Source organism: Microvirga zambiensis WSM3693 (assembly GCF_016735695.1).
In the GTDB taxonomy this organism is placed as follows: domain Bacteria; phylum Pseudomonadota; class Alphaproteobacteria; order Rhizobiales; family Beijerinckiaceae; genus Microvirga; species Microvirga zambiensis.
The window spans coordinates 1-22,275 of record NZ_JAERQD010000017.1 but is presented as its reverse complement, the minus strand read 5'-3'; the positions used below and the strand labels follow the sequence as shown (position 1 = coordinate 22,275).

21 protein-coding genes are annotated in these 22,275 nt (G+C 64.7%); 13 read left to right on the top strand and 8 right to left on the bottom strand.

Annotation, left to right across the window (positions count from 1 at the left end; genetic code table 11):
* Window positions 1-10 precede the first annotated feature (10 nt).
* The gene (locus tag JKL46_RS14580; protein WP_201833997.1) at window positions 11-1,783 is read right to left on the bottom strand and encodes an adenylate/guanylate cyclase domain-containing protein; all 1,773 of its coding nucleotides are present in this window, start codon (window positions 1,781-1,783) and stop codon (window positions 11-13) included.
* Window positions 1,784-1,985: 202 nt separating this feature from the next.
* On the opposite strand from JKL46_RS14580, the gene JKL46_RS14575 reads away from it, so the two are divergent.
* Entirely contained in the window at window positions 1,986-3,734 is a 1,749-nt protein-coding gene (locus JKL46_RS14575) for a methyl-accepting chemotaxis protein (protein WP_201833995.1), read from the top strand.
* On the opposite strand, the gene era is transcribed toward JKL46_RS14575, so the two are convergent.
* From era to JKL46_RS14550, 5 genes are all read right to left on the bottom strand, one after another.
* Window positions 3,731-4,648, bottom strand: coding sequence for a GTPase Era (era, locus tag JKL46_RS14570; RefSeq protein WP_201833985.1), 918 nt, complete (start codon window positions 4,646-4,648; stop codon window positions 3,731-3,733). The two genes, JKL46_RS14575 and era, sit on opposite strands and share 4 nt — an antisense overlap.
* Window positions 4,635-5,345, bottom strand: coding sequence for a ribonuclease III (gene rnc / locus JKL46_RS14565; protein WP_201833983.1), 711 nt, complete (start codon window positions 5,343-5,345; stop codon window positions 4,635-4,637). The genes era and rnc overlap by 14 nt, the downstream gene beginning before the upstream one ends.
* A 4-nt stretch (window positions 5,346-5,349) precedes the next feature.
* Window positions 5,350-6,126, bottom strand: coding sequence for a signal peptidase I (lepB, locus tag JKL46_RS14560; RefSeq protein ID WP_425493272.1), 777 nt, complete (start codon window positions 6,124-6,126; stop codon window positions 5,350-5,352).
* A 161-nt stretch (window positions 6,127-6,287) separates the two neighbouring features.
* Window positions 6,288-6,686 carry a holo-ACP synthase gene (gene acpS, locus JKL46_RS14555; RefSeq protein ID WP_201833981.1) on the bottom strand — a complete coding sequence of 133 codons (399 nt, stop codon included), beginning with the start codon at window positions 6,684-6,686 and terminating at the stop codon, window positions 6,288-6,290.
* Entirely contained in the window at window positions 6,683-7,441 is a 759-nt protein-coding gene (locus tag JKL46_RS14550; RefSeq protein ID WP_201833979.1) for a pyridoxine 5'-phosphate synthase, read from the bottom strand. Before JKL46_RS14550 ends, acpS begins: the two co-directional genes overlap by 4 nt.
* 557 nt (window positions 7,442-7,998) lie before the next feature.
* Between JKL46_RS14550 and rpsF the strand changes: the two genes are divergently transcribed.
* The 12 genes from rpsF (at window position 7,999) to JKL46_RS14490 (ending at window position 20,479) form a co-directional block, all read left to right on the top strand.
* Complete coding sequence (gene rpsF, locus JKL46_RS14545) at window positions 7,999-8,406, top strand: 30S ribosomal protein S6 (RefSeq protein WP_201833977.1); 408 nt, start codon at window positions 7,999-8,001, stop codon at window positions 8,404-8,406.
* Window positions 8,407-8,408: 2 nt separating this feature from the next.
* Window positions 8,409-8,669, top strand: a complete 261-nt coding sequence (gene rpsR / locus JKL46_RS14540; RefSeq protein ID WP_036353512.1) for a 30S ribosomal protein S18 — start codon at window positions 8,409-8,411, stop codon at window positions 8,667-8,669.
* 256 nt (window positions 8,670-8,925) lie between these two features.
* Window positions 8,926-9,888: a DUF2232 domain-containing protein gene (locus JKL46_RS14535; protein ID WP_201833975.1), complete on the top strand. Its 963-nt coding sequence runs from the start codon at window positions 8,926-8,928 to the stop codon at window positions 9,886-9,888.
* Between the two features lie 23 nt (window positions 9,889-9,911).
* A complete protein-coding gene (rplI, locus tag JKL46_RS14530) occupies window positions 9,912-10,478 on the top strand; it encodes a 50S ribosomal protein L9 (protein ID WP_201833973.1) in 567 nt (188 codons plus the stop codon).
* Between the two features lie 433 nt (window positions 10,479-10,911).
* Window positions 10,912-12,405: a replicative DNA helicase gene (locus JKL46_RS14525; protein WP_201833971.1), complete on the top strand. Its 1,494-nt coding sequence runs from the start codon at window positions 10,912-10,914 to the stop codon at window positions 12,403-12,405.
* Window positions 12,402-13,568 (top strand): alanine racemase, encoded by a 1,167-nt coding sequence (gene alr / locus JKL46_RS14520; protein WP_210381361.1) that lies wholly within the window; start codon window positions 12,402-12,404, stop codon window positions 13,566-13,568. Before JKL46_RS14525 ends, alr begins: the two co-directional genes overlap by 4 nt.
* A complete protein-coding gene (radA, locus tag JKL46_RS14515) occupies window positions 13,568-14,980 on the top strand; it encodes a DNA repair protein RadA (protein WP_201833969.1) in 1,413 nt (470 codons plus the stop codon). Before alr ends, radA begins: the two co-directional genes overlap by 1 nt.
* Before the next feature lie 145 nt (window positions 14,981-15,125).
* Window positions 15,126-16,352 (top strand): cadherin domain-containing protein, encoded by a 1,227-nt coding sequence (locus tag JKL46_RS36305; RefSeq protein ID WP_201833968.1) that lies wholly within the window; start codon window positions 15,126-15,128, stop codon window positions 16,350-16,352.
* A 296-nt stretch (window positions 16,353-16,648) separates the two neighbouring features.
* Complete coding sequence (locus tag JKL46_RS14505; RefSeq protein WP_201833966.1) at window positions 16,649-17,260, top strand: CvpA family protein; 612 nt, start codon at window positions 16,649-16,651, stop codon at window positions 17,258-17,260.
* Between the two features lie 110 nt (window positions 17,261-17,370).
* A complete protein-coding gene (purF, locus tag JKL46_RS14500) occupies window positions 17,371-18,858 on the top strand; it encodes an amidophosphoribosyltransferase (RefSeq protein WP_201833963.1) in 1,488 nt (495 codons plus the stop codon).
* Between the two features lie 8 nt (window positions 18,859-18,866).
* Window positions 18,867-19,610 (top strand): SDR family NAD(P)-dependent oxidoreductase, encoded by a 744-nt coding sequence (locus JKL46_RS14495; RefSeq protein WP_201833961.1) that lies wholly within the window; start codon window positions 18,867-18,869, stop codon window positions 19,608-19,610.
* A 248-nt stretch (window positions 19,611-19,858) separates the two neighbouring features.
* Window positions 19,859-20,479 carry a LysE family translocator gene (locus tag JKL46_RS14490; protein ID WP_201833959.1) on the top strand — a complete coding sequence of 207 codons (621 nt, stop codon included), beginning with the start codon at window positions 19,859-19,861 and terminating at the stop codon, window positions 20,477-20,479.
* Window positions 20,480-20,541: 62 nt separating this feature from the next.
* On the opposite strand, the gene JKL46_RS14485 is transcribed toward JKL46_RS14490, so the two are convergent.
* Together JKL46_RS14485 and JKL46_RS14480 are read right to left on the bottom strand one after the other, a co-directional pair.
* Entirely contained in the window at window positions 20,542-21,741 is a 1,200-nt protein-coding gene (locus JKL46_RS14485) for a helix-turn-helix transcriptional regulator (RefSeq protein WP_201833957.1), read from the bottom strand.
* 315 nt (window positions 21,742-22,056) lie between these two features.
* Window positions 22,057-22,275: hypothetical protein (locus JKL46_RS14480; RefSeq protein WP_201833955.1), on the bottom strand; the 219-nt coding region annotated here is incomplete at its 5' end.

Below are 22,275 nucleotides of genomic sequence, written 5' to 3'. Positions count from 1 at the left end.
CCGGTCTTTTTCATTCCGGCAGCCCCGCCTGACGCAGGCCGTCCGCGAAGCGGTCCAGGACTTCTTTGCTGAAGGCCAGGGCCTGCAGGATGTGCGAGATCCTGATCTCGGGATAATCCTTGAGCAGTTCGCCGACACTGCCCCGCGCTTTGTCGAGTTCTCCCGCCAGGGCATAGGACGGCGCCAGGGTCCGGTGGATCCAAGTCGCCGACGGCTTCGACACCAAACCCTTTGCCATCCAGTGTGCCGCCGCTTCGTAGCGCTTCGCGACGAAGTGGGCGCCGCCGATGCCGAGTTCGCAGTTGAAGGCCATGGGATCGAAGGGGCTTAGGCGCAGCGAGCGTTCGAAATGTTCGATGGCGATCTCGGGCTCGTCCGTATAGTCGCGCAGCCATCCGCTGCGGTTCCATGCCCAGGCCGAGTTCGGATCAAGCGACAGCGCCCGATCGAGCATCGCTGCAGCCCGCTGATATTCACGGGTGATGGTCAGAGCCGCTCCAAGGACGGTCAGGATGAAGGGATCATCGTGGCCCAGTACCGCTGCAGCCTGCGCTTCGCGCAGCGTTTCACGCTTGTCCTCCGCAACATTCGAAGACCAGTTATAGACAATCCTTTGACCGCGGCACCATGCGGCGAGGGACAGAGCGAGCGGATAGTTCGGGTCGAGACGAAGAGCCTCCTCGAGCAGCCTCGTCGCCTCCTGATTGGCATCGTATTCGAGAGCCCAGACATTGGGCAGCGCACGCATGACGAGATCGTATGCATCAAGATTGTCGGGGCGCTTGCGCCTTGCTCTCTCGATCTCAGCCGCTCTGATCGAGGGCTGAATCGACCCGATCACGCTAGCGGTGATCTGATCCTGCAGATCGAACACGTCCGCGACGACGCCGTCGTAATGCTCGGCCCACAGATGCATGCCCGTCGCGGCATCGATCAGCTGCGCCGTGATGCGAATCCTGTCGCCGGAGCGCCGGACGCTGCCTTCGAGCACATAACGCACGCCGAGTTCGCGGCCGACCTGCGGTACGTTCACCGACCGTCCCTTGTAAGTGAAGGTCGTGTTTCGGGCGATGACGAGAAAGGTCCTGAACCGGGACAGGGCCGAGATGATGTCCTCGACGATGCCGTCGGCAAAGTATTCCTGCTCCGGATCCTTGCTGAGGTTCGTGAAAGGCAGGACCGCGATGGATGGCCCCTCGGTCGCAGGAGCTGAGAGCTTCCGCTCGCCATGAGCGAGCGCGCCATCCGTGCTCAGCAGGATGCAGTAGACCCGGATCGGTCGGCCGATGTTCTTGAACTGATGCTCGCCAAGGTCCTCGAATGCGAGGCGAAGCTTGTCGCGAACTTCCTCATAGACCTTGGCGGACAGGCAGATCCCGCCCGGCAACGCCATCTGTTCCAGGCGGGATGCGATGTTCACACCATCGCCGAAGATGTCGCCGTCCTCCTCGATCATGATGTCGCCGAGGTTGATGCCGATGCGGAGCCGGAACGGCTTGGCATCGCCGTCCGAAGAGGCGGCAACCGCCTCCTGCAGATCGACCGCACAGCGGATAGCCGACAGCGGGCTCGCGAACTCGACGAGAAATCCGTCGCCGACGGTTTTTACAAGCCGGCCGCGATGAGCCTGGATGCCCGGCTCGATCACCTGACGGCGCAGGTCCCTCAGCCGGGCCAGGGTGCCCTCCTCGTCCTTCGACATCAGATCCGAATAGCCCACCACGTCAGCGGCGAGGACCGCTGCGAGACGCCTTTGCGTCGTCTGATCGGTAGGGCTGCTCATCCACGCTCCCTAATGTCGACGTCGAACGGACAGATTACTTTAGGGAATATTTGGCTCCGGGACAAATCCCTGCACGAAACGACGGCCGGCAAAGGTCTCGCTGTCCGATTACGACCTTCGACGGAAACGAGCCAAGTATTTCGCCTTCATTAACCTTTTCAGGTGACGTTGAGTTAACAACATAAAGGACGAGAGCCCGGCAATGTTCGGTATTCTGCGGCGCGCTCCACAACAAGACGAGGCAAACGAGAACATTCGCCTCGTTCCGGAGGAATCGACACCCCCTGCCCCGCGCGAAGACCGCCTCAATACGGAGGTGGTGGACGCCCTGGAGGCAGATGTTCTGAAGGCGATCCTGGGCGTCACCCAGGCCATCGCGGTTGCGGCCGCGGATGTGGCATCGGTGGAAAAGGATCTCGCCGATATCCGCGCCCACGCCGGAGAACTGCCCTCAGCCGGCCGGACGGCGTCGCACGAAACCCTTTCGCTTGCCTCATCCACCGAGGAACTCGCGGTAACCTCGGCCGAGATCGGCCGTGCCATGAACCACGCCGGCGAGCGCGTCGACAACGCGATCCAGGCGGCGCAGAAGGCGAGCGATCTCATCGCGCAGCTTTCCGCCGCCACGGCGGAGATCGTCGGGATCGTCGACACGATCTCCTCGGTCGCGCGCCAGACCAATCTGCTCGCCCTCAATGCCACCATCGAGGCGGCGCGCGCAGGTGCGGCCGGGCGCGGCTTCGCGGTCGTGGCAAGCGAAGTGAAGATGCTTTCGACCCAAACCGGCAAGGCCGCCGACGACATCCGTCAGCGGATCGACCGTCTGCGCGAGACGGCCCAGGCATCGACCGGTGCGGTGACGGAGGTGGTCGAGGCGATCCAGAGCGTGCGCCCGGTCTTCGACAGCGTGCGCCACTCGGTCGGCGAGCAGAATACCGCCATCGCGGAGACGTCGCGGCTGGCGAGCGTCACCTCCGGCAGCGCCGGCAAGGTCAGCGAACGCGCCGGGGACGTGGATTCCATTTCCCTCGGCGCGAGCGAGCGCGCGCATCAGGCCGACAGCGCCACGAAAACGGCGGACGGCCTCGCAAAGGCGCTCGGACAGCGCTTCGTCACGGTCATGCGCCAGAGCGAGCTCGGCGACCGCCGTCAGGCCGACCGCCTGCCTGTCGACCGCCCGGCCACGATCCGGATCGGAGGACGGAGCGCCTCCTCGCGGCTGATCGATATCAGCACCGGCGGCGTGCTGCTGGCTCCGGCCGTCGACCTGACGGTCGCGGCAGGCGGCACCGCCGATCTCGACATTCAGAATCTGGGCCGGGTCCCGGTGCGGATCGTTGCCGCCAGCGCGATGGGCCTTCATTGCGCCTTCGGCCGTCTCGACGGCGAGGCCCAAGCGCGGATCGACGGCTTCATCGCCCAAGTGGAGGCCGCCTACAGGCCGCGCATTCTGCTGGCGCAGGAAACAGCCCGGCAGGTCGAGGGCCTGATCGAGCGCGCTGTGGACGACGGTGCGATCGCCCGCGATGCCGTCTTCGACACCGACTACAGGAAGCTGCCGGGCACGGATCCCGTCCAATACGGCACGGCCTATCTCACCGTCTTCGAGCGACTCCTGCCGGCGATCCTCGAAAAGGTGCTGGCGTCGGATGCGAGCATGGCGTTCTGCCTCGCCATCGACCGCAACGGCTACATTCCGGTTCACAACCGGATCTATGCCCAACAGCAGCGCGCAGGCGATCCGGTGTGGAACGCGGCGAACGCCCGCAACAAGCGTATCTTCGACGACCGCGCCGGCATCACCGCCGCTCGCTCCACACGCCCCTTCGTCGTCCAGGCCTACGCCCGCGACATGGGCGGCGGCAAGGTCGTGATGATGCAGGAGGTGGATGCGCCCATCCGCATCTTCGGCCGCCACTGGGGTGGCCTACGCACGGCGTACAAGAGTTAGCCGCCCCTCGGAAACTCCAGACCCATCTCGCGGTAGCGCTCGGGATCGTCGCTCCAGTTCTCGCGCACCTTCACGAAGAGGAAGAGGTGCACGGGCGATTCGGCGATCTCGGCGATCTCCTTGCGGGCTGCCTGGCCGATGGCCTTGATCGTCTGCCCGCCCTTGCCGAGCACGATCTTGCGCTGGCTGTCGCGCTCGACGAACACCGTCTGCTCGATGCGCACCGAGCCGTCGGGGCGCACCTGCCACTGATCCGTCTCGACGGTGGACTGGTACGGCAGCTCCTCGTGAAGGCGCTCGTAGATCTTCTCGCGGGTGATCTCGGCGGCGAGCATGCGCAAAGGCGCATCCGAGATCTGGTCCTCCGGGTAGAGCCAGGGGCCTTCCGGCATCATTGCGGCGAGCTGGCGCTTCAGGGTCTCGATGCCGTCGCCCTTCAGGGCGGAGATCATGAAGGTATGGGCGAAAGGCACCATCTCGTTGACCTTCGCGGCCATCTCCAGGAGCTTGGAGCGCTCGATCAGATCGATCTTGTTGAGAATCAGCACCTTCGGCCGCTTGAGTTCCGGGAGCTTCGCCAGAATCGCCTCGGCCTCCTCGTCGATGCCCTTGCGCGCGTCGAGAAGCAGGGCGATCACGTCCGCATCGCCCGCTCCGCCCCAGGCTGAGGTCACCATGGCCCGGTCGAGTCGGCGCTTCGGCTTGAAGATGCCGGGCGTGTCCACGAAGACGATCTGCGCCTCGCCCTCGATGGCGATGCCGCGGACCAGCGCCCGGGTCGTCTGCACCTTGCGCGAGACGATGGAGACCTTGGAGCCGACGAGGGAGTTCAACAGGGTCGACTTGCCCGCATTCGGCGCGCCGATGAGGGCGACGAAACCGGCCTTCGTGGCCGTCTGCTCAGGCTGCTCCATGTTCTTCCTCCGTCCATACGCCCTCTCTCATGAGAAGGCTTCGCGCCGCCGCCTGTTCCGCGATGCGCTTCGACGTGCCGGAACCGAATTCGTTGTCCGCACCCTTGACCTTCACCACCACGCGGAATTTCGGCGCATGGTCCGGCCCGACCTGTTCCACCACCGAATAGGTCGGCGGCGGCAGGCCTCGCCCTTGGGCCCATTCCTGCAGGGCGCTCTTCGGGTCGCGGAGCGGTCGGCGCGGGGCCTCGAGCAATTCCTGGAAGGACCGCTCGACGAGGTCACTGGCAGCCTCGTAGCCGCCGTCGAGGAAGACCGCTCCGATGATCGCTTCGCAGACATCCGCCAGGATGGTCTGGTTGCGCCGCTCCCCGGAATGCGCCTCGCCGGCGCCGAGCTTCAGATAGGGGCCGACATCCCAGGCGATGGCGATTTCGGCACAGCTTTCCCGGCGCACGAGTTCGGCCAGCCGCCGGGAGAGCTCGCCCTCCGGCGCGGTCGGAAAAGTCCTGAACAGCAACTCGGCGATGGCGAGACCGAGCACCCGATCGCCCAGGAATTCCAGGCGCTGGTAGCTCTGCCCGCCGGACTGGGGCGCGCTGACATGGGTCAGCGCCTCGTCGAGGAGCTCAGGTTTTTCAAAGCGGTAACCGAGCTTGTTCAGAAGCTCATCGAGGTTCGGTTTGCGTCGGGCCACGGCTTTACCGGATCCGCTCGAAGAGGCGGTTCCAGCGGATCTTCTGCGGCCATTCCCAGGGACGCCAGAGCGATGCGCTCTCGTCGATGGAGAAGAAGATGATCTCGGCCCGGCCGACGAGGTTCTCGAACGGCACCTGGCCGACGCTGGCATCATCACGGGAATCGGTCGAGTTGTCCCGGTTGTCGCCCATCATGAAGAAATGGCCGGGCTGCACCGTGTAGACGTTGGTGTTGTCCCAATAGCCGCGATCGTTGTCGCGCTCGATGACGAAGTGCGTCACGCCGCCCGGAAGGGTCTCGCGGTACTGCGGCACGCTGATGGTGCGGCCATAGAGGTCAGTGGTCTTGTAGTCCTCCACCCGCTCGCGCTGGACCGGCTGGCCGTTGATGTTCAGCACGCCGTTGATGACCTGGATCTTGTCGCCCGGCAGACCGATCACACGCTTGATGTAATCGGTCGAATTGTCCTTGGGCAGCTTGAACACGACGATCTCGCCGCGCTTCGGCTCCGAACCGAAGATGCGCCCGGAGAAGATGCCGGGGCTGAAGGGAATGGAGTGCTTCGAATAGCCGTAGGAATATTTCGACACGAAGAGATAGTCGCCGATCAGCAGCGTCGGGATCAGCGACCCCGACGGGATGTTGAAGGGCTGGAACAGCACGGTGCGGACCACGACCGCGATCAGGAGGGCCTGGATGATGACCTTGATGGTTTCCCAGAGGCCGCCTTCTTCGTTCTTCACGCCGGTACCTACGTATTTGCTGGTTTTGTCGCTCACGTCTTTCGACCTATGATCTTGGATGGACGGTGGATCCATCCTCCACCGTCGCGACCGTCGAGAGAGGATTGCACTCAGCTCCGAGTGCAAACCGCTTTCGACCGCATCTGCCGGGCCATGCTCTAACCTAAGGTGCGTCCCGCCGCAACGCAGCCCCTCCCTCAGATAGGAAGCGCCTCGATGATCACGAAGGCTTGAGCCATCGGCGGATCGTCCGTGAGGGAGATATGAACCACGGCCCTGTGGCCCTGCGGCGTCATGGCCTTCAGACGCTCCAGCGCCCCGCCGGTCAGGCGCATGGTCGGCCGGCCGCTCGGCAGGTTGACCACCTCCATGTCGCGCCAGAACACGCCCCGGCTCAGACCCGTCCCGAGCGCCTTGGCGCAGGCCTCCTTGGCGGCGAAGCGCCGCGCATAGGACGGAGCACGGGCGGCTCGGCGGTCGCTCCTTGCCCGCTCGCCCTCCGTGTAGATGCGGTGGGTGAACCGGTCCCCGAAGCGCTCGATGGAGCTTTCGATGCGCCGAATGTCGCAGAGATCGGATCCGATGCCCAGGATCATGCCCGCACCTGAGCCCGGCCTTCGTCCATGGCGGCGCGCATCCGGCGAACGGCCTCGTCGAGCCCGAGGAAGATCGCCTCGCCGATCAGGGAATGGCCGATATTGAGCTCGACGATCTGGGGAATGGCAGCGACCGGCCGGACCGAGTCGAGCGCGAGCCCATGCCCCGCATGGATCTCGAGACCGATCCTGGCGCCGTGCTCCGCCGCCCGGCGCAGGCGCTCCAGTTCATGGACGATCCGGTCCTGGTCCCCATCGACCACCGCCTCGCAATAGGTGCCTGTGTGAAGCTCGACCACGGGCGCCTGAAGGTCGCAGGCGGCGTCCATGACCTCGATCTCCGGCTCGACGAACAGGGACACCCGGATGCCCTCGCCCTTCAATTCCTTGATCGCGGGCCGCAGATGGGCATGGGAGCCGATGATGTCGAGCCCGCCTTCCGTCGTGCGCTCCTCGCGCTTTTCCGGGACCAGGCAGGCCGCATGGGGGTGCAGCTGCGTCGCAAGGCCGATCATCTCGGAGGTCGCCGCCATCTCGAAATTGAGCGGCACGAACAGTTCCTGCTTGAGACGCCTCATATCCGCATCCCGGATATGGCGCCGGTCCTCGCGGAGATGGGCGGTGATCCCATCCGCGCCCGCAAGGACGGCCATGTTCGCGGCTCGGACCGGGTCCGGATGGACACCGCCGCGGGCGTTCCGGATGGTGGCGACGTGATCGATGTTGACGCCGAGGCGTAAGGGAGGAGCGTTCATAAGGGTGTTTTAGCCTAGAGATGCTTATTGACCAGAGCGCCTTTGTCTTCCAGTGAGGCTATCAACGGCAAATCGCACAGTGTCATTCCCGGCCGGAGCGTTAGCGGAGGGGAAGGGAGTCCATGGCGCTGAGCGCGATAGTGGATCCCCTTCCCTCGCTTCGCTCGTCGGGGATGACACCCTCCGCCGTCATGGCCGCACTTGTTGCGGCTACCCACGCCTTGGAACCGCCACGCTGCAAAGGCGTGGGTCCCGGCACAAGGCCGGGGATGACGATAGAGGGCGAGGGGATGACACCGTACGTATCCCCACCCTTGCCTTCCCAACCCAAATCGACTATAGCCCCCGCTTCGCGTTCGCTCCGGCCGGGGGCTGAACGGACGGTATGGCTTGGCCATGCAGGGTTTTTAAGACCCGTCGTCCCGTGTCTCCGCCTTCGACAATCGCTCGGGCCTTGCAGGCTCGAAGGGCTTGGCGCCGATCGGATGCGCGAAACGGCCGAGACACTCTTCACCCAGTGCCGAGGCTTGACCCTCAAACCCTGAGAAAGGCCCATTATGCCTCTCTATGAGCATATCTTCATGGCTCGCCAGGACGTCACCCCGCAGCAGGTCGAGGCTATGGTCGACCAGTACAAGGGCGTCATCGAGCAGAACGGCGGCAGCGTCGACAAGACCGAGATGTGGGGCGTGAAGTCCCTCGCCTACCGCATCAAGAAGAACCGCAAGGCGCATTTCACGATGTTCAACCTCAACGCTCCGGCTCCGGCCGTGGCCGAGATGGAGCGTCAGATGCGCATCAACGAAGACATCCTTCGCTTCATGACCATCAAGGTCGAAGAGCTCGAGACCGAGCCGTCCGTGATGATGCAGAAGCGCGACCGCGACGAGCGCAAGGACCGCGAGCGCCGTGAGCGCGACGGTGGCAGCTTCGACGGCGCAGCCAGCGAAGGCGAGGAGGCTTAATCATGGCATTTGGTGCAACCGGTGGCGCCGCTGGCGGCGGCCGTCGTCCCTTCTTCCGCCGTCGCAAGACCTGCCCGTTCTCAGGTCCCAACGCGCCGAAGATCGACTACAAGGACACGAAGCTCCTGTCCCGCTACATTTCCGAGCGCGGCAAGATCGTTCCGTCCCGCATCACGGCCGTGTCGGCCAAGAAGCAGCGCGAGCTCGCCCAGGCGATCAAGCGCGCCCGCTTCCTGGGCCTCCTGCCCTACGTGATCCGCTAAGACTAACGGCTGCCCGGTCCCCGGATCGGGCAGCCTCCCGGATAGCCATCCTCATCCTGAGGAGCCGCCGCAGGCGGCGTCTCGAAGGGCCAGGATGGCGGTTCCAGCACTCTCTGGAATCTCCTTCGAGACGCAGCTTCGCTACTCCTCAGGATGAGGCGGAGAGTTTCTTTTCCGTAACCCGGCGGTGAAAACCCGTCAGGTCAGTTGAGGCGGAAGCCTCTAACCCTGCCACGAGCAGCGGGACAGCGAGACGATGAATTTTGTAGCAACAGGCATAGGCGCGGGCCTCGTATCGGCCCTTCTGACCGCGGTGATCGTCAAGGCGACGCCGCTGGCTGCCGTGCTGTATCTGCTCGCTCCCATTCCCGTTCTGATCGTGTCCCTCGGCTGGGATCACCGCTCCGGTCTCGTGGCGGGAATCGTCGGCGGCCTCGCCATCGCGCTGATCCTGTCCCCGCTCAGCGGCATCGGCTTTGCCCTCATCACCGCCCTGCCCGCCTGGTGGCTGTCCTATCTCGCCCTGCTCGGACGTCCCGGCCCCGACGGCACCATGGAATGGTATCCGGTCGGACGGCTGCTCGCCTGGACCGCGGCCACGGCCGCCTTGACGATCATTGCCGCCGGCGTGATCTCGACGGGCGGCGATTATGCGGCGTTCGACCAGAATGCCCGTGCGGTCTCCGAGGCCTTCGTCAATACCCAGTTCACCTCCTCCGGCCCCGGTGCCCTCGATGCAGAGACCCGCGAAGAGCTGGTCGGCCTCCTCGCCCGCGCGACGCCGCTTCTCTCGGCCCAGGGCTTCACCACCGTCCTGGTGCTCTATCTCTGGGCCGCGGCCCGCATCGTCCAGGCCTCTAAGCGGCTGCCGCGTCCCTGGCCTCCGGTTCCGGAACTCGTCATGCCACGCTCGGCTGGGCTGATCCTGGTCGCTGCGCTCGCGCTCGCCACGATCGACGGCTTCCTCGGCGCGCTGGGCATGGCGCTGGCGGGCGCCTTCATCATGGCCTTCGCCCTGCAGGGACTCGCCGCCATCCACGACCGGACGCGGGGCAAATCCGGCCGCGCCTTCCTGCTCTCGGCCCTCTACGTCCTCGTCATCATCACCCAGGGCATCCTGATGGTTGCCCTGGCCCTCTTCGGCCTCGCCGATTCCGTTTTCGGCCTGCGCCGCCGCGTCGGCAGGCGGCCGGGTCCGCCGACTACCCTTTCCACCTGATCACGAACCTAAAGGAGACAACCATGGAAGTGATCCTTCTCGAGCGCGTCGCAAAGCTCGGTCAGATGGGCGAGACCGTTAAGGTCCGCTCCGGCTATGCACGCAATTTCCTCCTGCCGCGCGGCAAGGCTCTGCGCGCCACGGATGCCAACAAGAAGCATTTCGACGCCCAGCGCGCTCAGCTCGAGGCCCGCAACCTCGAGCGCCGCAACGAGGCTGAGGGCGTCGGCGAAAAGCTGAACGGCCAGAGCTTCACCATCCTGCGCCAGGCCGGCGAGACCGGCGTGCTCTACGGTTCGGTCTCGACCCGCGACCTCGCCGAGATCATGACCCAGAACGGCTTCACGGTGGATCGCAACCAGATCGCCATCAACCAGCCGATCAAGACCATCGGCCTGCACAAGGTGCCGGTCGCCCTCCATCCGGAGGTCGAGGTTCAGGTGACCATCAACGTCGCCCGCAGCCCCGAGGAAGCCGAGCGCCAGGCTCGCGGCGAGTCGGTCACGACCCGCGAAGAGACCAACCTCGACGATCTCGGCCTCGAGGTCGGTGCTGCACTGGCCGAAGCCGGCGGCGACGAAGAGCTCTGAGATCTCTCCACCCTTCCCGGCGACTCGCGAGAGTCATCGGGAAAGTATCTCTCCACGTCATCACCTCCCCGGACTTGTTCCGGGGATCAGTGCCGGTGATCCCGATAGCTTGAAGCGCCGCGCTTCATCGTATCGGGATGGCCGGGACAAGCCCGGCCATGACGTGAGGGTCGGGTTAAGCTCGAGCGCTTGTTCAAGTTCTCGCTTTGTTCTAAAATCGCGCTCTCCGTCGATTCGACGGGGAGCGTTTTTTCTTTGCGTTCCGGGCTTGCCGGAGAGTCAAGCCAGGAGCCTTCCGAAAAGATGAACTGTGAGAATCGAGGACAGCGAGGACAGATTGGGAAGAGTCCCGGCTTCGTGTCCACCCGGCAACCTTTAGGACACGAATTCCGGTCTAAGAGACTCTAACCCTTCCCTGTTTTCGGAGCGCCAGATGGCCACCGCCAACGCCCTGATCGCCCGTCTCGAGACCGCCGAGCCGCAGTTTCGGACGCCCCCCAGCAACATCGAGGCCGAACAGGCCCTGCTGGGTGCGATCCTGGTCAATAACGATGCCTATTACCGCGTCTCCGACTTCCTCGAGGCCGGCCATTTCATCGAAGACCTGCACCGGCGGATCTATGAGGTGGCGACGAGCCTGATCAAGGCCGGCAAGATCGCCACTCCGATCACCATGAAGACCTTCCTGGGCGATCAGGATCTCGGCGGCATCACGGTGTCCCAGTACCTTGCCCGTCTCGCGGCCGAGGCGACCACCGTCATCAACGCCGAGGATTACGGCCGCACGATCTACGACCTCGCGATCCGCCGCAACCTCATCAATATCGGCGAGGACATCGTCAACAGCGCCTTCGACGCCCCCGTCGAAAATTCACCGCGCGAGCAGATCGAGGAGGCGGAACGGCGTCTCTACGCGATTGCGGAAACCGGCCGCGCCGACGGCGGCTTCCAGCGTTTCTCGGACGCGCTGACCGCCGCCATCGACATGGCGGCCGCGGCCTACAAGCGCGAGGGCGCCCTGTCGGGCGTCTCCACGGGGCTGATCGACCTCGACAAGTCCCTCGGCGGTCTGCAGCCGTCGGATCTTGTCATCCTCGCCGGACGTCCGGCCATGGGCAAAACCTCGCTGGTGACGAACATCGCGTTCAACATCGCCAAGGCCTACCGGGCTGAAAAGCAGCAGGACGGCACCCTGAAGACGGTCAACGGCGGCATCGTCGGCTTCTTCTCCCTCGAAATGTCCGCCGAGCAGCTCGCGACCCGTATCATCGCCGAGCAATCCGGCGTGCCGTCCTACAAGATCCGCCGCGGCGACATGCGCGAGGACGATTTCTACAAGATAACGGAAGCCGCCCGCGAGATGCAGTCGATCCCCTTCTACATCGACCAGACCGGCGGCATCTCCATTGCGCAGCTCACCGCCCGCGCACGCCGTCTCAAGCGTCAGCGCGGCCTCGATATCCTGATCGTCGACTACCTCCAGCTCCTCTCCGGCTCCTCCAAGAAGGGCGAGAACCGCGTGCAGGAATTGACCGAGATCACCACCGGCCTCAAGGCGCTCGCCAAGGAGCTGTCGGTACCGCTGGTGGCCCTGTCCCAGCTCTCCCGCCAGGTGGAATCCCGCGACGACAAACGGCCCCAATTGTCGGATCTCCGTGAATCGGGCTCGATCGAGCAGGACGCCGACGTGGTCATGTTCGTTTACCGCGAAGAGTATTATCTGAAGAACAAGGAGCCGAAGCCCGGCACCGAGGAATACTTCAAGTGGCAGTCGGAAATGGATCAGGTCCACGGCAAGGCCGAGGTCATCATCGGCAAGCAGCGTCACGGACCGACCGGCACCGTGCAGCTGGCCTTCCAGGCCGACATCACACGCTTCACCGACCTTGCGGATGAAGACAAACTTCCCGAACGGATTGGCGATTGACCAAGCATACCTCTCAGACCAACACCCTTCGCGAGATCCCTGAAAACGCCGCGGGTGGTGTCCTCCACATCGATCTCGATGCACTCGCCTCGAACTGGCGCACCTTACGCGACAATGCCGGCGGCGTGGACACCGCCGCCGTCGTCAAGGCGAATGCCTATGGCATCGGCATCGAGAAGGCCGTGCCCGCGCTCGGCAAAGCAGGCTGTAGCACTTTCTTCGTCGCACACCTGAGCGAGGCGATCCGTGCCCGCGCTGTCGCGCCCGATGCGGCGATCTATGTGTTGAACGGGCTCTTTCCCGGCACCTGCGCAAGCTATGCGGAGTTCGATCTTCGCCCGGTGCTCGGCTCGTTCGAGGATATCGAGGAATGGGCTGCGTTCTCTCGCGCCGAAGGGCGGCGGTTCAAGGCCGCGATCCATGTCGATACCGGCATGAACCGGCTCGGCCTCACGGTGCCGCAGGGCCTGACGCTCAAGGACTTAAAGGAGCTGAACGATTTCGAAACCGCGCTTCTGATGAGCCATTTCGTCAGCGCCGAGGAGAGCGACAACTCTCTCAACCTCCAGCAGATCGAGGCCTTCAATGCGGTGCGTGCCACTTTGCCGGACGTTCCGGCATCGCTCGCCAATTCCTCCGGCATCTTCCTGAAGGAGAAGCCGCATTTCAACCTCGCCCGTCCGGGCTATGCGCTCTATGGCGGCAATCCGACGCCCGACCGGACGAACCCCATGAAGCCCGTCGTCGGGCTGGAAGGACGGATTTCGCAACTGCGCTGGGTCGAGGTCGATCACACGGTCGGCTATAACGGCCGCTGGCTCGCTCTCACCAGGCGCCGCATCGCGACGCTGTCAGTCGGCTATGCCGACGGCTATCCCCGCGCGGCGAGCGCTCACGGCAAGAGCGGCGACGAGCTGCTCGCCGGCATGGCGATCGTGGCGGGGCAGGCCTGCCCCTTCGCCGGCAACGTCTCCATGGACCTGATCACCATCGACGTGACCGATGTGCCGGAGGATCAGGTGAAGCGCGGCGATACCGTCACCCTGATCGGCGGCGATCTGACGATCGACGAGGTCGGCCGGCGCGCCGGCACCATCGGCTACGAGATCCTGACCAATCTCGGCGCACGTTATGCCCGCGTCTATCGCGGCGGAGACGGCTGATGGCGAAGCAGCGTCACCCCTCCTTCGTCTGCCAGGAATGCGGCGCGGTCTACAACCGCTGGAAAGGCAAGTGCGAGGCCTGCGGCGGCTGGAACAGCATCGTCGAGGAAACCGGCTCCGCCAGCCCGATGGCAGGGCCGGTCGCCACACGTCCATCGCGCGCCAAGGGCCGGATCTTCCCGCTCGAAGGTCTTTCCGGCGAGACCAAGGAAGCACCGCGCACGCCCTCCGGCATCGCCGAGCTCGATCGCGTCACCGGCGGCGGCTTCGTGCACGGCTCGGTCATCCTGCTCGGCGGCGATCCGGGCATCGGCAAGTCGACGCTTCTCATGCAGGCCACCGCCGCTCTCGCGAAAAGGGGCGAGCGCGTCGCCTACATTTCCGGCGAAGAGGCCGTGGCGCAGGTACGCCTGCGCGCCGAGCGCCTCGGCCTCGGACAGGCGCCGGTCGAGCTCGCGTCAGAGACCAATGTCGAGGACATCATCGCCACCTTGAGCCAGGGCCGTCCGCCGGCGCTCGCCATCATCGACTCGATCCAGACCATGTGGACCGAGACGGTGGAATCGGCGCCGGGCACCGTGACCCAGGTGCGCGGCTCGGCCCAGGCGCTGATCCGCTTCGCAAAGACCACCGGCACCGCCGTGATCCTCGTCGGCCACGTGACCAAGGACGGCCAGATCGCCGGACCCCGTGTGGTCGAGCACATGGTCGATGCAGTGGTTTCCTTCGAAGGCGATACCGGCCATCACTTCCGCATCCTGCGCGCGGTGAAGAATCGTTTCGGCCCCACCGACGAGATCGGCGTGTTCGAGATGTCGGACCAGGGCCTGCGCGAGGTGCCGAATCCGTCCGAATTGTTTCTCGCCGGCCGCGACATGGCGACGCCGGGCACGGCCGTCTTCGCCGGCATGGAGGGCACGCGCCCGCTCCTCGTCGAGATCCAGGCCCTCGTGGCGCCGACCTCCCTCGGGACGCCGCGTCGCGCCGTCGTCGGCTGGGACCAGAGCCGTCTGTCCATGGTGCTGGCGGTGCTCGAGGCTCATGGCGGGCTGAAGCTCGGCATGCACGATGTCTATCTCAACGTCGCCGGGGGCCTGCGCATCACGGAACCTGCCGCCGATCTGGCGGCCGCTGCCGCGCTGATCTCGTCCCTGTCAGGGAATGCCCTGCCGCCGGACACGGTCTATTTCGGCGAGATGGGCCTCTCCGGCGCGATCCGCCCGGTGGCCCAGGAGCAGGCGCGCCTGAAGGAAGCGGCCAAGCTCGGCTTCGCGAGCGCGATCTCGCCCCAGCCGAGGCTCGACAAGGCCAAGGGCTCGAAAAACGAGCGTCTCCCGCTCGCCACCTCCGCCATCGGCCACATCACCGACCTCGTCGCGAATATCGCGGTCCGGCGGCGCAAGGCGTCATAATAGTCCGTGAATCGTTGCAAGCACCCAGACGACGATTTGCGTGAATTGACAGTTTAGAACAATTCCATAACAGTGCTCGGCCTCTATCCTTCCAAGGTACCTCTAAAGAGGTATCGAGCTGATCAATGAGCGCTTAAGGACTTCCATGGCTACGATCGATATTCTGTCCACCATTGACATTGCGGAGAACCCGGAAGCTGGCGATGTCGTTGCCACCCTAGGTGTCATTGATGGTGCCGACGGAGAAAGCTTCGTCTTTCAGCTTGCCGGAGGCTTCGCCCAGTATTTCGAGATCGTCGGCGACGAACTGCGCATCAAAACGGCCGGCTTCTTCGACTTTGAAAGCGTCCTGAATTCCTTCGATCTCGCAATCACTGCCACGAGTACTTCCACGGTAGATCCGACAGAAGTCGATCCCGCGTCAGTCGCGATCAACGTCACCAATGTGAACGAGTACGCTCCAACGGATATTCTCGTTACAGGCGGAACAATCGCCGAGAACAGCCCTCTCGATGCAATCGTAGCGACCCTGTCCGCCATCGACCAGGACCGGAGCGAGACCTTCACCTATAGCTTGGTGGACACCAATGGTGCGACCTACACTGATCCATATTTCACAATCTACGGAGGCGCGATCAAGCTGAAAGCCGGCCTCGACAACGCTCAAGTCGGAACACATACACTCAATGTGAAAGTAACCGACGCCGGCGGGCTCTCCTACATCGAGCAGGTCGTGATTACCGTCACCAACTCGGCTGAGGTAATTAACGGTACAAATTGGAACGACAACAAGCTCTATGGCACCGCCGACGATGACATCGTCAATGGCTTCGGCGGCAACGACAAGATTTATGGCCTCGGCGGCAACGACACCATCAATGGCGGCACGGGCAAGGACAAGCTTTACGGCGGCGCGGGACAGGACACTTTCGTGTTCGATTCGCCGCTGAAGAAGGGCCATTTCGACCATATCGAAGATTTCAAGGCCTCAGACGATACGATACAGATCAGCATCGCAGCTCTGAAGGCCTTCAAGGTGAAGGGATCGAAGCCGAACGACGTCCAGGCCAAGAAAAATTCGGACAGCGATGGCAAGCCCGATGACAAAGGTGGCCGCCCTGACAAGAACCCGAACAAATCGGTCGGCTTCGATCAGATCTTCAAAAAGGGCCAAAAGCTCGAGAAGAAGTTCTTCGATATCGGCACGAAATTAAACGATACGCCCGACGGCTCGAACGACTACATTTTCTACAACAAGAAGAATGGCTTCGTTTATCTCGACATCGACGGCTCCGGCAAAAACAAGGGCATCGAGATCTTGAAGCTTAAGCCCGGGACGACGCTGAGCGCTGACGACTTCCTGTTTATCTGACATTGTCCCAATGGCCCCGACATGTGTCGGGGCCTTGCCGTTCCGGTTCGCTGTCAAAGACCGGCACGTCGATGAAGCAAGATCTCCAGGGGCAGCCCCTAAGCGGCAGGAACCAGCCGACGTCCCCGAGGCCCGCTGTCCTGCCCCTCAGCCAAGTGCGTATGAGCGTCGCAACGTCGCTCACGCACAGGCCGCTGGACTTCCAAGGGTGACGAAAGCCTTTCTTAACGCTATAGAGCCAGGCTTCGAACCCGCAAAGGCGGCTCCATTCCTGTCATTCGCGTAGGCCCGGCCCCATGCCCGTTTCCGTTCTGGACCTCGTCGTTATCGGTATCGTCCTGATTTCCGCCCTCCTCGCCGCCGTACGCGGTTTCACCCGGGAGGTGCTCGCCATCGTCGCCTGGGTCGTCGCGGCCGCAGCCGCCTGGTACCTGCATCCGACCGCTCTGCCGATCGCGCAGCAATATATCAGCAGCAACACGGTGGCCCTCGTGGCGGCCATCGGCGGCATCTTCGTCGTGACCCTGATCATCGTCTCGATCATCACGGTGCAGATCTCCGACCTGATCCTCGATTCCCGCATCGGGGCGCTGGACCGGACGCTGGGCCTCGTCTTCGGCGCCGCCCGCGGCTTTCTGATCTGCGTCATCGGCTGGGCCTTCCTGGGCTGGCTGCTCCAGGGCAAGGAGCCCCCGTGGGCGACTGCCTCCAAGACCCGCCCGGCCATGGAGAACGCCCGCGACAGCATCATCGCCATGCTGCCGGAGAATGCCGAGGCCCTGATCCAGCGGCTGCGCAACAAGGAAGCACCGACGGAAGCCGAGCCGGCCGAGCCCGATCCGCAGCGCCCGGCAACGCCCGCGCCCGCTGCTCCGGCGGCACCCCAGACGCCGCAGCGGCGGAGCTGAGCTTTTCCGCTCACGTTTCCGACAGCGGCAACATAGCCATTGGCGTTCGGCCCAAGGCCGACTACATAAGGGCCGGCGCCGGTGGGGGCGCGAATCCCAAGGTGATAACGATGTCTGCTTTGTCTGAGACGTGGCAGGTCACCCCGAAGCAGGTGAACCTGGACCTCGACGGCGATACTCTGCGTGAAGAATGCGGCGTCTTCGGCATCTACGGGCATCCGGACGCCGCCGCCATCACGGCACTCGGCCTCCATGCCCTGCAGCACCGCGGCCAGGAGGCGGCGGGCATCGTCTCCTTCGACGGTTCGGTCTTCCATTCCGAGCGCAAGCTCGGTCTCGTCGGCGACAACTTCTCCGACCGGGCGACCATCGAACGCCTCGACGGCCTCTCGGCCATCGGCCATACCCGCTACTCGACCACCGGCGAGACCGTCCTGCGCAACGTGCAGCCTCTCTTCGCCGAACTCGATGGCGGCGGCTTCGCGGTCGCTCATAACGGCAACCTGACCAACGGCCTCACTCTTCGCCGCAGCCTCATCCGCGACGGCGCCATCTGCCAGTCGACGACAGATACGGAGGTGATCGTCCACCTCGTCGCCCGCAGCCGCAAGGACCGGGTCGTCGACCGCTTCGTCGAAGCGATCCAGAAAATCGAAGGCGCCTACGCCCTGGTGGCGCTCACCAACAAGAAGCTGATCGGCGCCCGCGACCCGCTGGGCATCCGTCCGCTGGTGCTGGGCGAGCTCGATGGCCGCTACATCCTCGCCTCCGAGACCTGCGCGCTCGACATCATCGGCGCCCGCTTCGTCCGCGACGTCGAGAACGGCGAATGCGTGGTGATCTCGGACGAGGGCATCGAGTCCTTCCGCTTCGCGCCGGAAGTCGCTCCGCGCCCGGACATCTTCGAGTACATCTACTTCGCCCGCCCCGATTCCATCGTGAACGGCCGCAGCGTCTACGATGTGCGCAAGGGCATGGGCCGGGAGCTGGCCCTCGAATCCGCCGTCGATGCCGACGTGGTGATCCCGGTGCCGGATTCCGGCGTGCCGGCGGCTTTGGGCTTCGCGCAGACCTGCGGTCTGCCTTACGAGCTCGGCATCATCCGCAACCATTATGTCGGCCGTACCTTCATCCAGCCGACCCAGTCGGTGCGCGAACTCGGCGTGCGCATGAAGCATTCGGCCAACCGCGCCGCCATTGCCGGCAAGCGTATCGTGCTCGTCGACGACAGCCTCGTGCGCGGCACGACCTCGGTGAAGATCGTGCGGATGATGCGTGATGCCGGCGCGAAGGAAGTGCATTTCCGCATCTCCAGCCCGCCGATCACCCATCCCGACTTCTACGGCATCGACACGCCGGAGAAGGAGAAGCTCTTGGCCGCTACCCACGATCTCGAGCAGATGCGGCAGTATATCGGCGCGGATTCGCTCGCGTTCCTGTCCATCGACGGCGTCTACCGCGCCATGGGCGAGGAGCGCCGCAATCCGGAGCGCCCGCAATTCACGGACCATTGCTTCACGGGCGATTACCCGACGCCGCTGACGGACCTCGCGGTCGCAACTCCGCGCCGTCTCGCCGTTCTCGCCGAAGCGGACTGAGCACGACTATGGACAAGCCCCTTCAGAACCGCGTCGCGGTCGTCACCGGCGCCTCACGCGGCATCGGCCGCGCCGCTGCGCTTGCTCTCGCCGAGGCCGGTGCGCATGTCATCGCGCTCGCCCGCACGCAAGGGGCGCTGGAATCCCTCGACGACGAGATCCGCGAAAAAGGCTCCTCGGCCACCCTCGTGCCGGTGAACCTGAAGGATTTCGATGCCCTCGACCGGCTCGGCGCCGCGATCTACGAGCGCTGGGGCAAGCTCGACATCCTGCTCGGCAATGCAGGCCAGCTCGGGGAACTTGCGCCGATCACCCATGTCGACCAACCGGTCTGGGACGAGGTGATGGCGGTCAACGTGACCGCCAATTACCGCCTGATCCGCTCCCTCGACCCGCTGCTGCGCGCCTCCGATGCCGGCCGCGCGATCTTCATCACCTCCGGCGCCGCCCACAGGCACAGGGCTTATTGGGGCGTCTATTCGGTCTCGAAGGCTGCCCTCGAGGCGCTCGTGCGCACCTATGCCGCCGAGACGGTAACGACCCCGGTCAAGGCGATGCTGCTCAATCCCGGTCCCCTGCGCACCGCCATGCGCCGCGCCGCCATGCCGGGCGAGGATCCGCTGACCTTGAAGACGCCGGAAGATCTCGCGCCTCACATCGTGAAGCTCGCCCTGCCTTCCTGGAACGAGACCGGGAAGATCTATGACTTCACGCAGGACGGGAAAGTCATCGAGCCGCAGATGCCGGCCTGAGGCCGGCGTTCCATTCCCATAAAAGACTGAACACCTGCCTTCCCCGATAGTTGTGGAGGGCGACGGACGCTCCTGCCCTCCCCCGAATTTTCCACTTCTGACTGAACCCGCACGCCTCGCCTCCACCAAACGGTGGACGCGGCGGGGAGACCTGCGGCGCTAGCCTCGCTTCACCTTCGAAAGAGCGCAGTCCCGGCCTGCTCGCACCAGGAAGGACCGGCGCCCCGAACGGCTCGGCGAGGCAGGTCATGAACGGCATGTCGGCATTTCTGTCGGGAGCGACGGTGGGTTTCGTGATCACGGTGCCCATCGGGCCGATGAGCGTGCTCTGCATCCAGCGGGCGCTGGTCTATGGAGCGGCGGCGGGCTTTGCCACCGGTCTCGGGGCCGCGACCGTGCTCGCGGCCTATACCACCTGCGCGGTGCTGGGCATCGGGCCCGCGATCACGCCGGTTCTCGGCAACAGCCAGGCCTTCGTCTCCGTGGTCTCGGCGTGCCTCCTGCTCTGGTTTGCCGCTCGCGTCCTGCGCCGGACGGTCTCCATCGCCGGATCGGTGGCGGAGCGGCGCAGCGCCGTATCGTCCTATTGCAGCGCGGTCGCCTGCGCCGTTCTCAACCCGCTGACTCCAGCGCTGCTGGCCGCCGTGCTGCCGACCGTTGCGGCGCCGGCTCCGACGGCGGCCTCGACGATGATCGCCGGCGTGATCTGCGCCTCGGTGAGCTGGTGGCTGATCGTCAGCGGCAGCGTCGCGGCCCTGCGCTCGAAGCTCAACGTGACGGTGCTGAACCTGATCAACCGGGCCTCCGGCCTGATCCTCGGCGGGCTCGGAGTGCTGATGGCCGCCAAGGCTTGGGAGATGAGCATCTAGCTTCGGATTGTTCCCAAAAGTGGATTTCCGCTTTTGGGATGCATTCGATGCGGTCTCTGGGACTAACTCAGGCCGCTCATGCGTCCCGTCTCGGATCGGGAATACCCGAAATCGCGCGGCGGGCCGTGGACGGGCTGGGTCAACTGCATGGTCAGGCGGACGAGCTCGGTCTGCCGCGAGACGCCGGTCTTGGCGAAGATGTGGTCGAGATGGGTCTTGGCGGTCGAGCGGGCGATGCCGAAATGCCGCGCGGTCTCGGCCAGCGTATGCCCGGCCATCAGGCTTTCCATGATCCGGATCTCGGCCGCCGTGAGGTTGAAGGCGCGGGCGAGGAGGCCGATGCCGTTATGTTCGTCGGGCACGCCGATGAAGATTGCCGCGACCGCATTGGGCTGCAGCCGCGTGCGCAGCTCGCCGGTCGCCATCGGCAGCACATGGGCATAGGCCGGAGGCTGGTCGGTGTCGGTGAGGCGGATGGCGGCGCTCGTCTCGCCGGGCCGCGCCTCGTGCCGGGCGGCGACGTGGATCGCCCTGCGCAGGTCGCGGCTGGCGGAAGACGCGCTCGCCGCAAGCACCCGCCGGACGCTGCGGATCGGGCTGCCCTGGCCCATCATCCGCTCGGCCGAGCGGTTGGCGTGCAGGATCCCGCCGCGCGCATCGGTGAGCACGACGCCGCAGCGAAGGGCATCCAGTGCCTCTGCCATGTGCGCCCGCTCGATCGAGCGCACGTCCAGAATGTCGCTGATCGTCACCGCCTTGCGCAGATGCGGCAGGAGCAGGCGTCCGAGCTCGATCTCCCGCTCGGTGATGATGCCCTGGCTCTCATGCCGGCCGAGGCCGATCTCCGCGAACTGCCGGTGGGTGTGCATCAGGAACATGTGCATGATGTCGACGATGCCCTGCGGCTTCAGGCATTCTTCCGCATAGGCCGAGGTCCGGACGTAGTCGTCGCCCAGGTGATGCGACGTCACGAACATCTCGTCGATGGAGGATTGCAGGGTCAGCCATTCGGTCAGCCGCGCATTGATCTCACCCACATGCCGCTCGGACTTGAGCTGCAGCAGATCCGGCTGCCAGCCGGCGGCCTTGTTGATGAGAAAGCGGTTCTTGTGCAGATCGTTGAGGGTCAGCGAGACCACCGCGCAATCGAAGGTGTCGGCGACCTCCGCCAGCGTCGGCTCCCAGCGGCCGGGATCGAGGGCACAATCGTAGATCGCTCCGATGAGTTCCGACAGTCTGCGCTGCGACAGCACTTCACCCATCGGTCACCCCTCCCGGGCTGGACCTTTTCCCAATCCGGCACATCCATGCCCCGGATGCCGTCGGGGAGCGAAATTATTCCAATGAAACCCAAGCTGCGCAAGGCGTTTGGCGGCTTTGTACCCCTTCCGAGCCACCCCTTGGTGGGAAAGCCGTGCGGCGGGTGCGGAGAGTCGCAATGCACGGCTCCCACCGAAGCGGCGTGGACAGCGGCGGGATCCGGAACCACGTCGTCTCGGGACCAGGCGATCCACGTTGCGCATGGTCCTGCAGCGTCGGCGGTTATGGATCCCGGCCTGCGCCGGGATGACAGCGCTTTATTCGTCCAGCGATCCCGACTCGGCTGCGCCGTCCGGGATGACAGCGCCACGCTCCTCCCGGGATGACGTTTCCCTCGCCGTCATCTCACCCTGCGCCGTCATCCCACCCTGCGCCGTCATGATCCCCTCCACCGTCATGCCCGCCCCCTCGCCGTCATGCCCGGGCTTGTCCCGGGCACCCACGTCTTGCAGCGGCGCGGCTCCCAAGGCGTGGGT

Coding starts and splice junctions, on each gene's coding strand:
- acpS (WP_201833981.1), bottom strand. CDS start 6,686: ATGATCCTGGGCATCGGATCCGATCTCTGCGACATTCGGCGCATCGAA.
- JKL46_RS14505 (WP_201833966.1), top strand. CDS start 16,649: ATGCCCGTTTCCGTTCTGGACCTCGTCGTTATCGGTATCGTCCTGATT.
- JKL46_RS14495 (WP_201833961.1), top strand. CDS start 18,867: ATGGACAAGCCCCTTCAGAACCGCGTCGCGGTCGTCACCGGCGCCTCA.
- radA (WP_201833969.1), top strand. CDS start 13,568: ATGGCGAAGCAGCGTCACCCCTCCTTCGTCTGCCAGGAATGCGGCGCG.
- rpsR (WP_036353512.1), top strand. CDS start 8,409: ATGGCATTTGGTGCAACCGGTGGCGCCGCTGGCGGCGGCCGTCGTCCC.
- JKL46_RS14525 (WP_201833971.1), top strand. CDS start 10,912: ATGGCCACCGCCAACGCCCTGATCGCCCGTCTCGAGACCGCCGAGCCG.
- JKL46_RS14485 (WP_201833957.1), bottom strand. CDS start 21,741: ATGGGTGAAGTGCTGTCGCAGCGCAGACTGTCGGAACTCATCGGAGCG.
- JKL46_RS14575 (WP_201833995.1), top strand. CDS start 1,986: ATGTTCGGTATTCTGCGGCGCGCTCCACAACAAGACGAGGCAAACGAG.
- JKL46_RS14550 (WP_201833979.1), bottom strand. CDS start 7,441: ATGAACGCTCCTCCCTTACGCCTCGGCGTCAACATCGATCACGTCGCC.
- rplI (WP_201833973.1), top strand. CDS start 9,912: ATGGAAGTGATCCTTCTCGAGCGCGTCGCAAAGCTCGGTCAGATGGGC.
- JKL46_RS14490 (WP_201833959.1), top strand. CDS start 19,859: ATGAACGGCATGTCGGCATTTCTGTCGGGAGCGACGGTGGGTTTCGTG.
- JKL46_RS14580 (WP_201833997.1), bottom strand. CDS start 1,783: ATGAGCAGCCCTACCGATCAGACGACGCAAAGGCGTCTCGCAGCGGTC.
- era (WP_201833985.1), bottom strand. CDS start 4,648: ATGGAGCAGCCTGAGCAGACGGCCACGAAGGCCGGTTTCGTCGCCCTC.
- rpsF (WP_201833977.1), top strand. CDS start 7,999: ATGCCTCTCTATGAGCATATCTTCATGGCTCGCCAGGACGTCACCCCG.
- purF (WP_201833963.1), top strand. CDS start 17,371: ATGTCTGCTTTGTCTGAGACGTGGCAGGTCACCCCGAAGCAGGTGAAC.
- JKL46_RS14535 (WP_201833975.1), top strand. CDS start 8,926: ATGAATTTTGTAGCAACAGGCATAGGCGCGGGCCTCGTATCGGCCCTT.
- JKL46_RS36305 (WP_201833968.1), top strand. CDS start 15,126: ATGGCTACGATCGATATTCTGTCCACCATTGACATTGCGGAGAACCCG.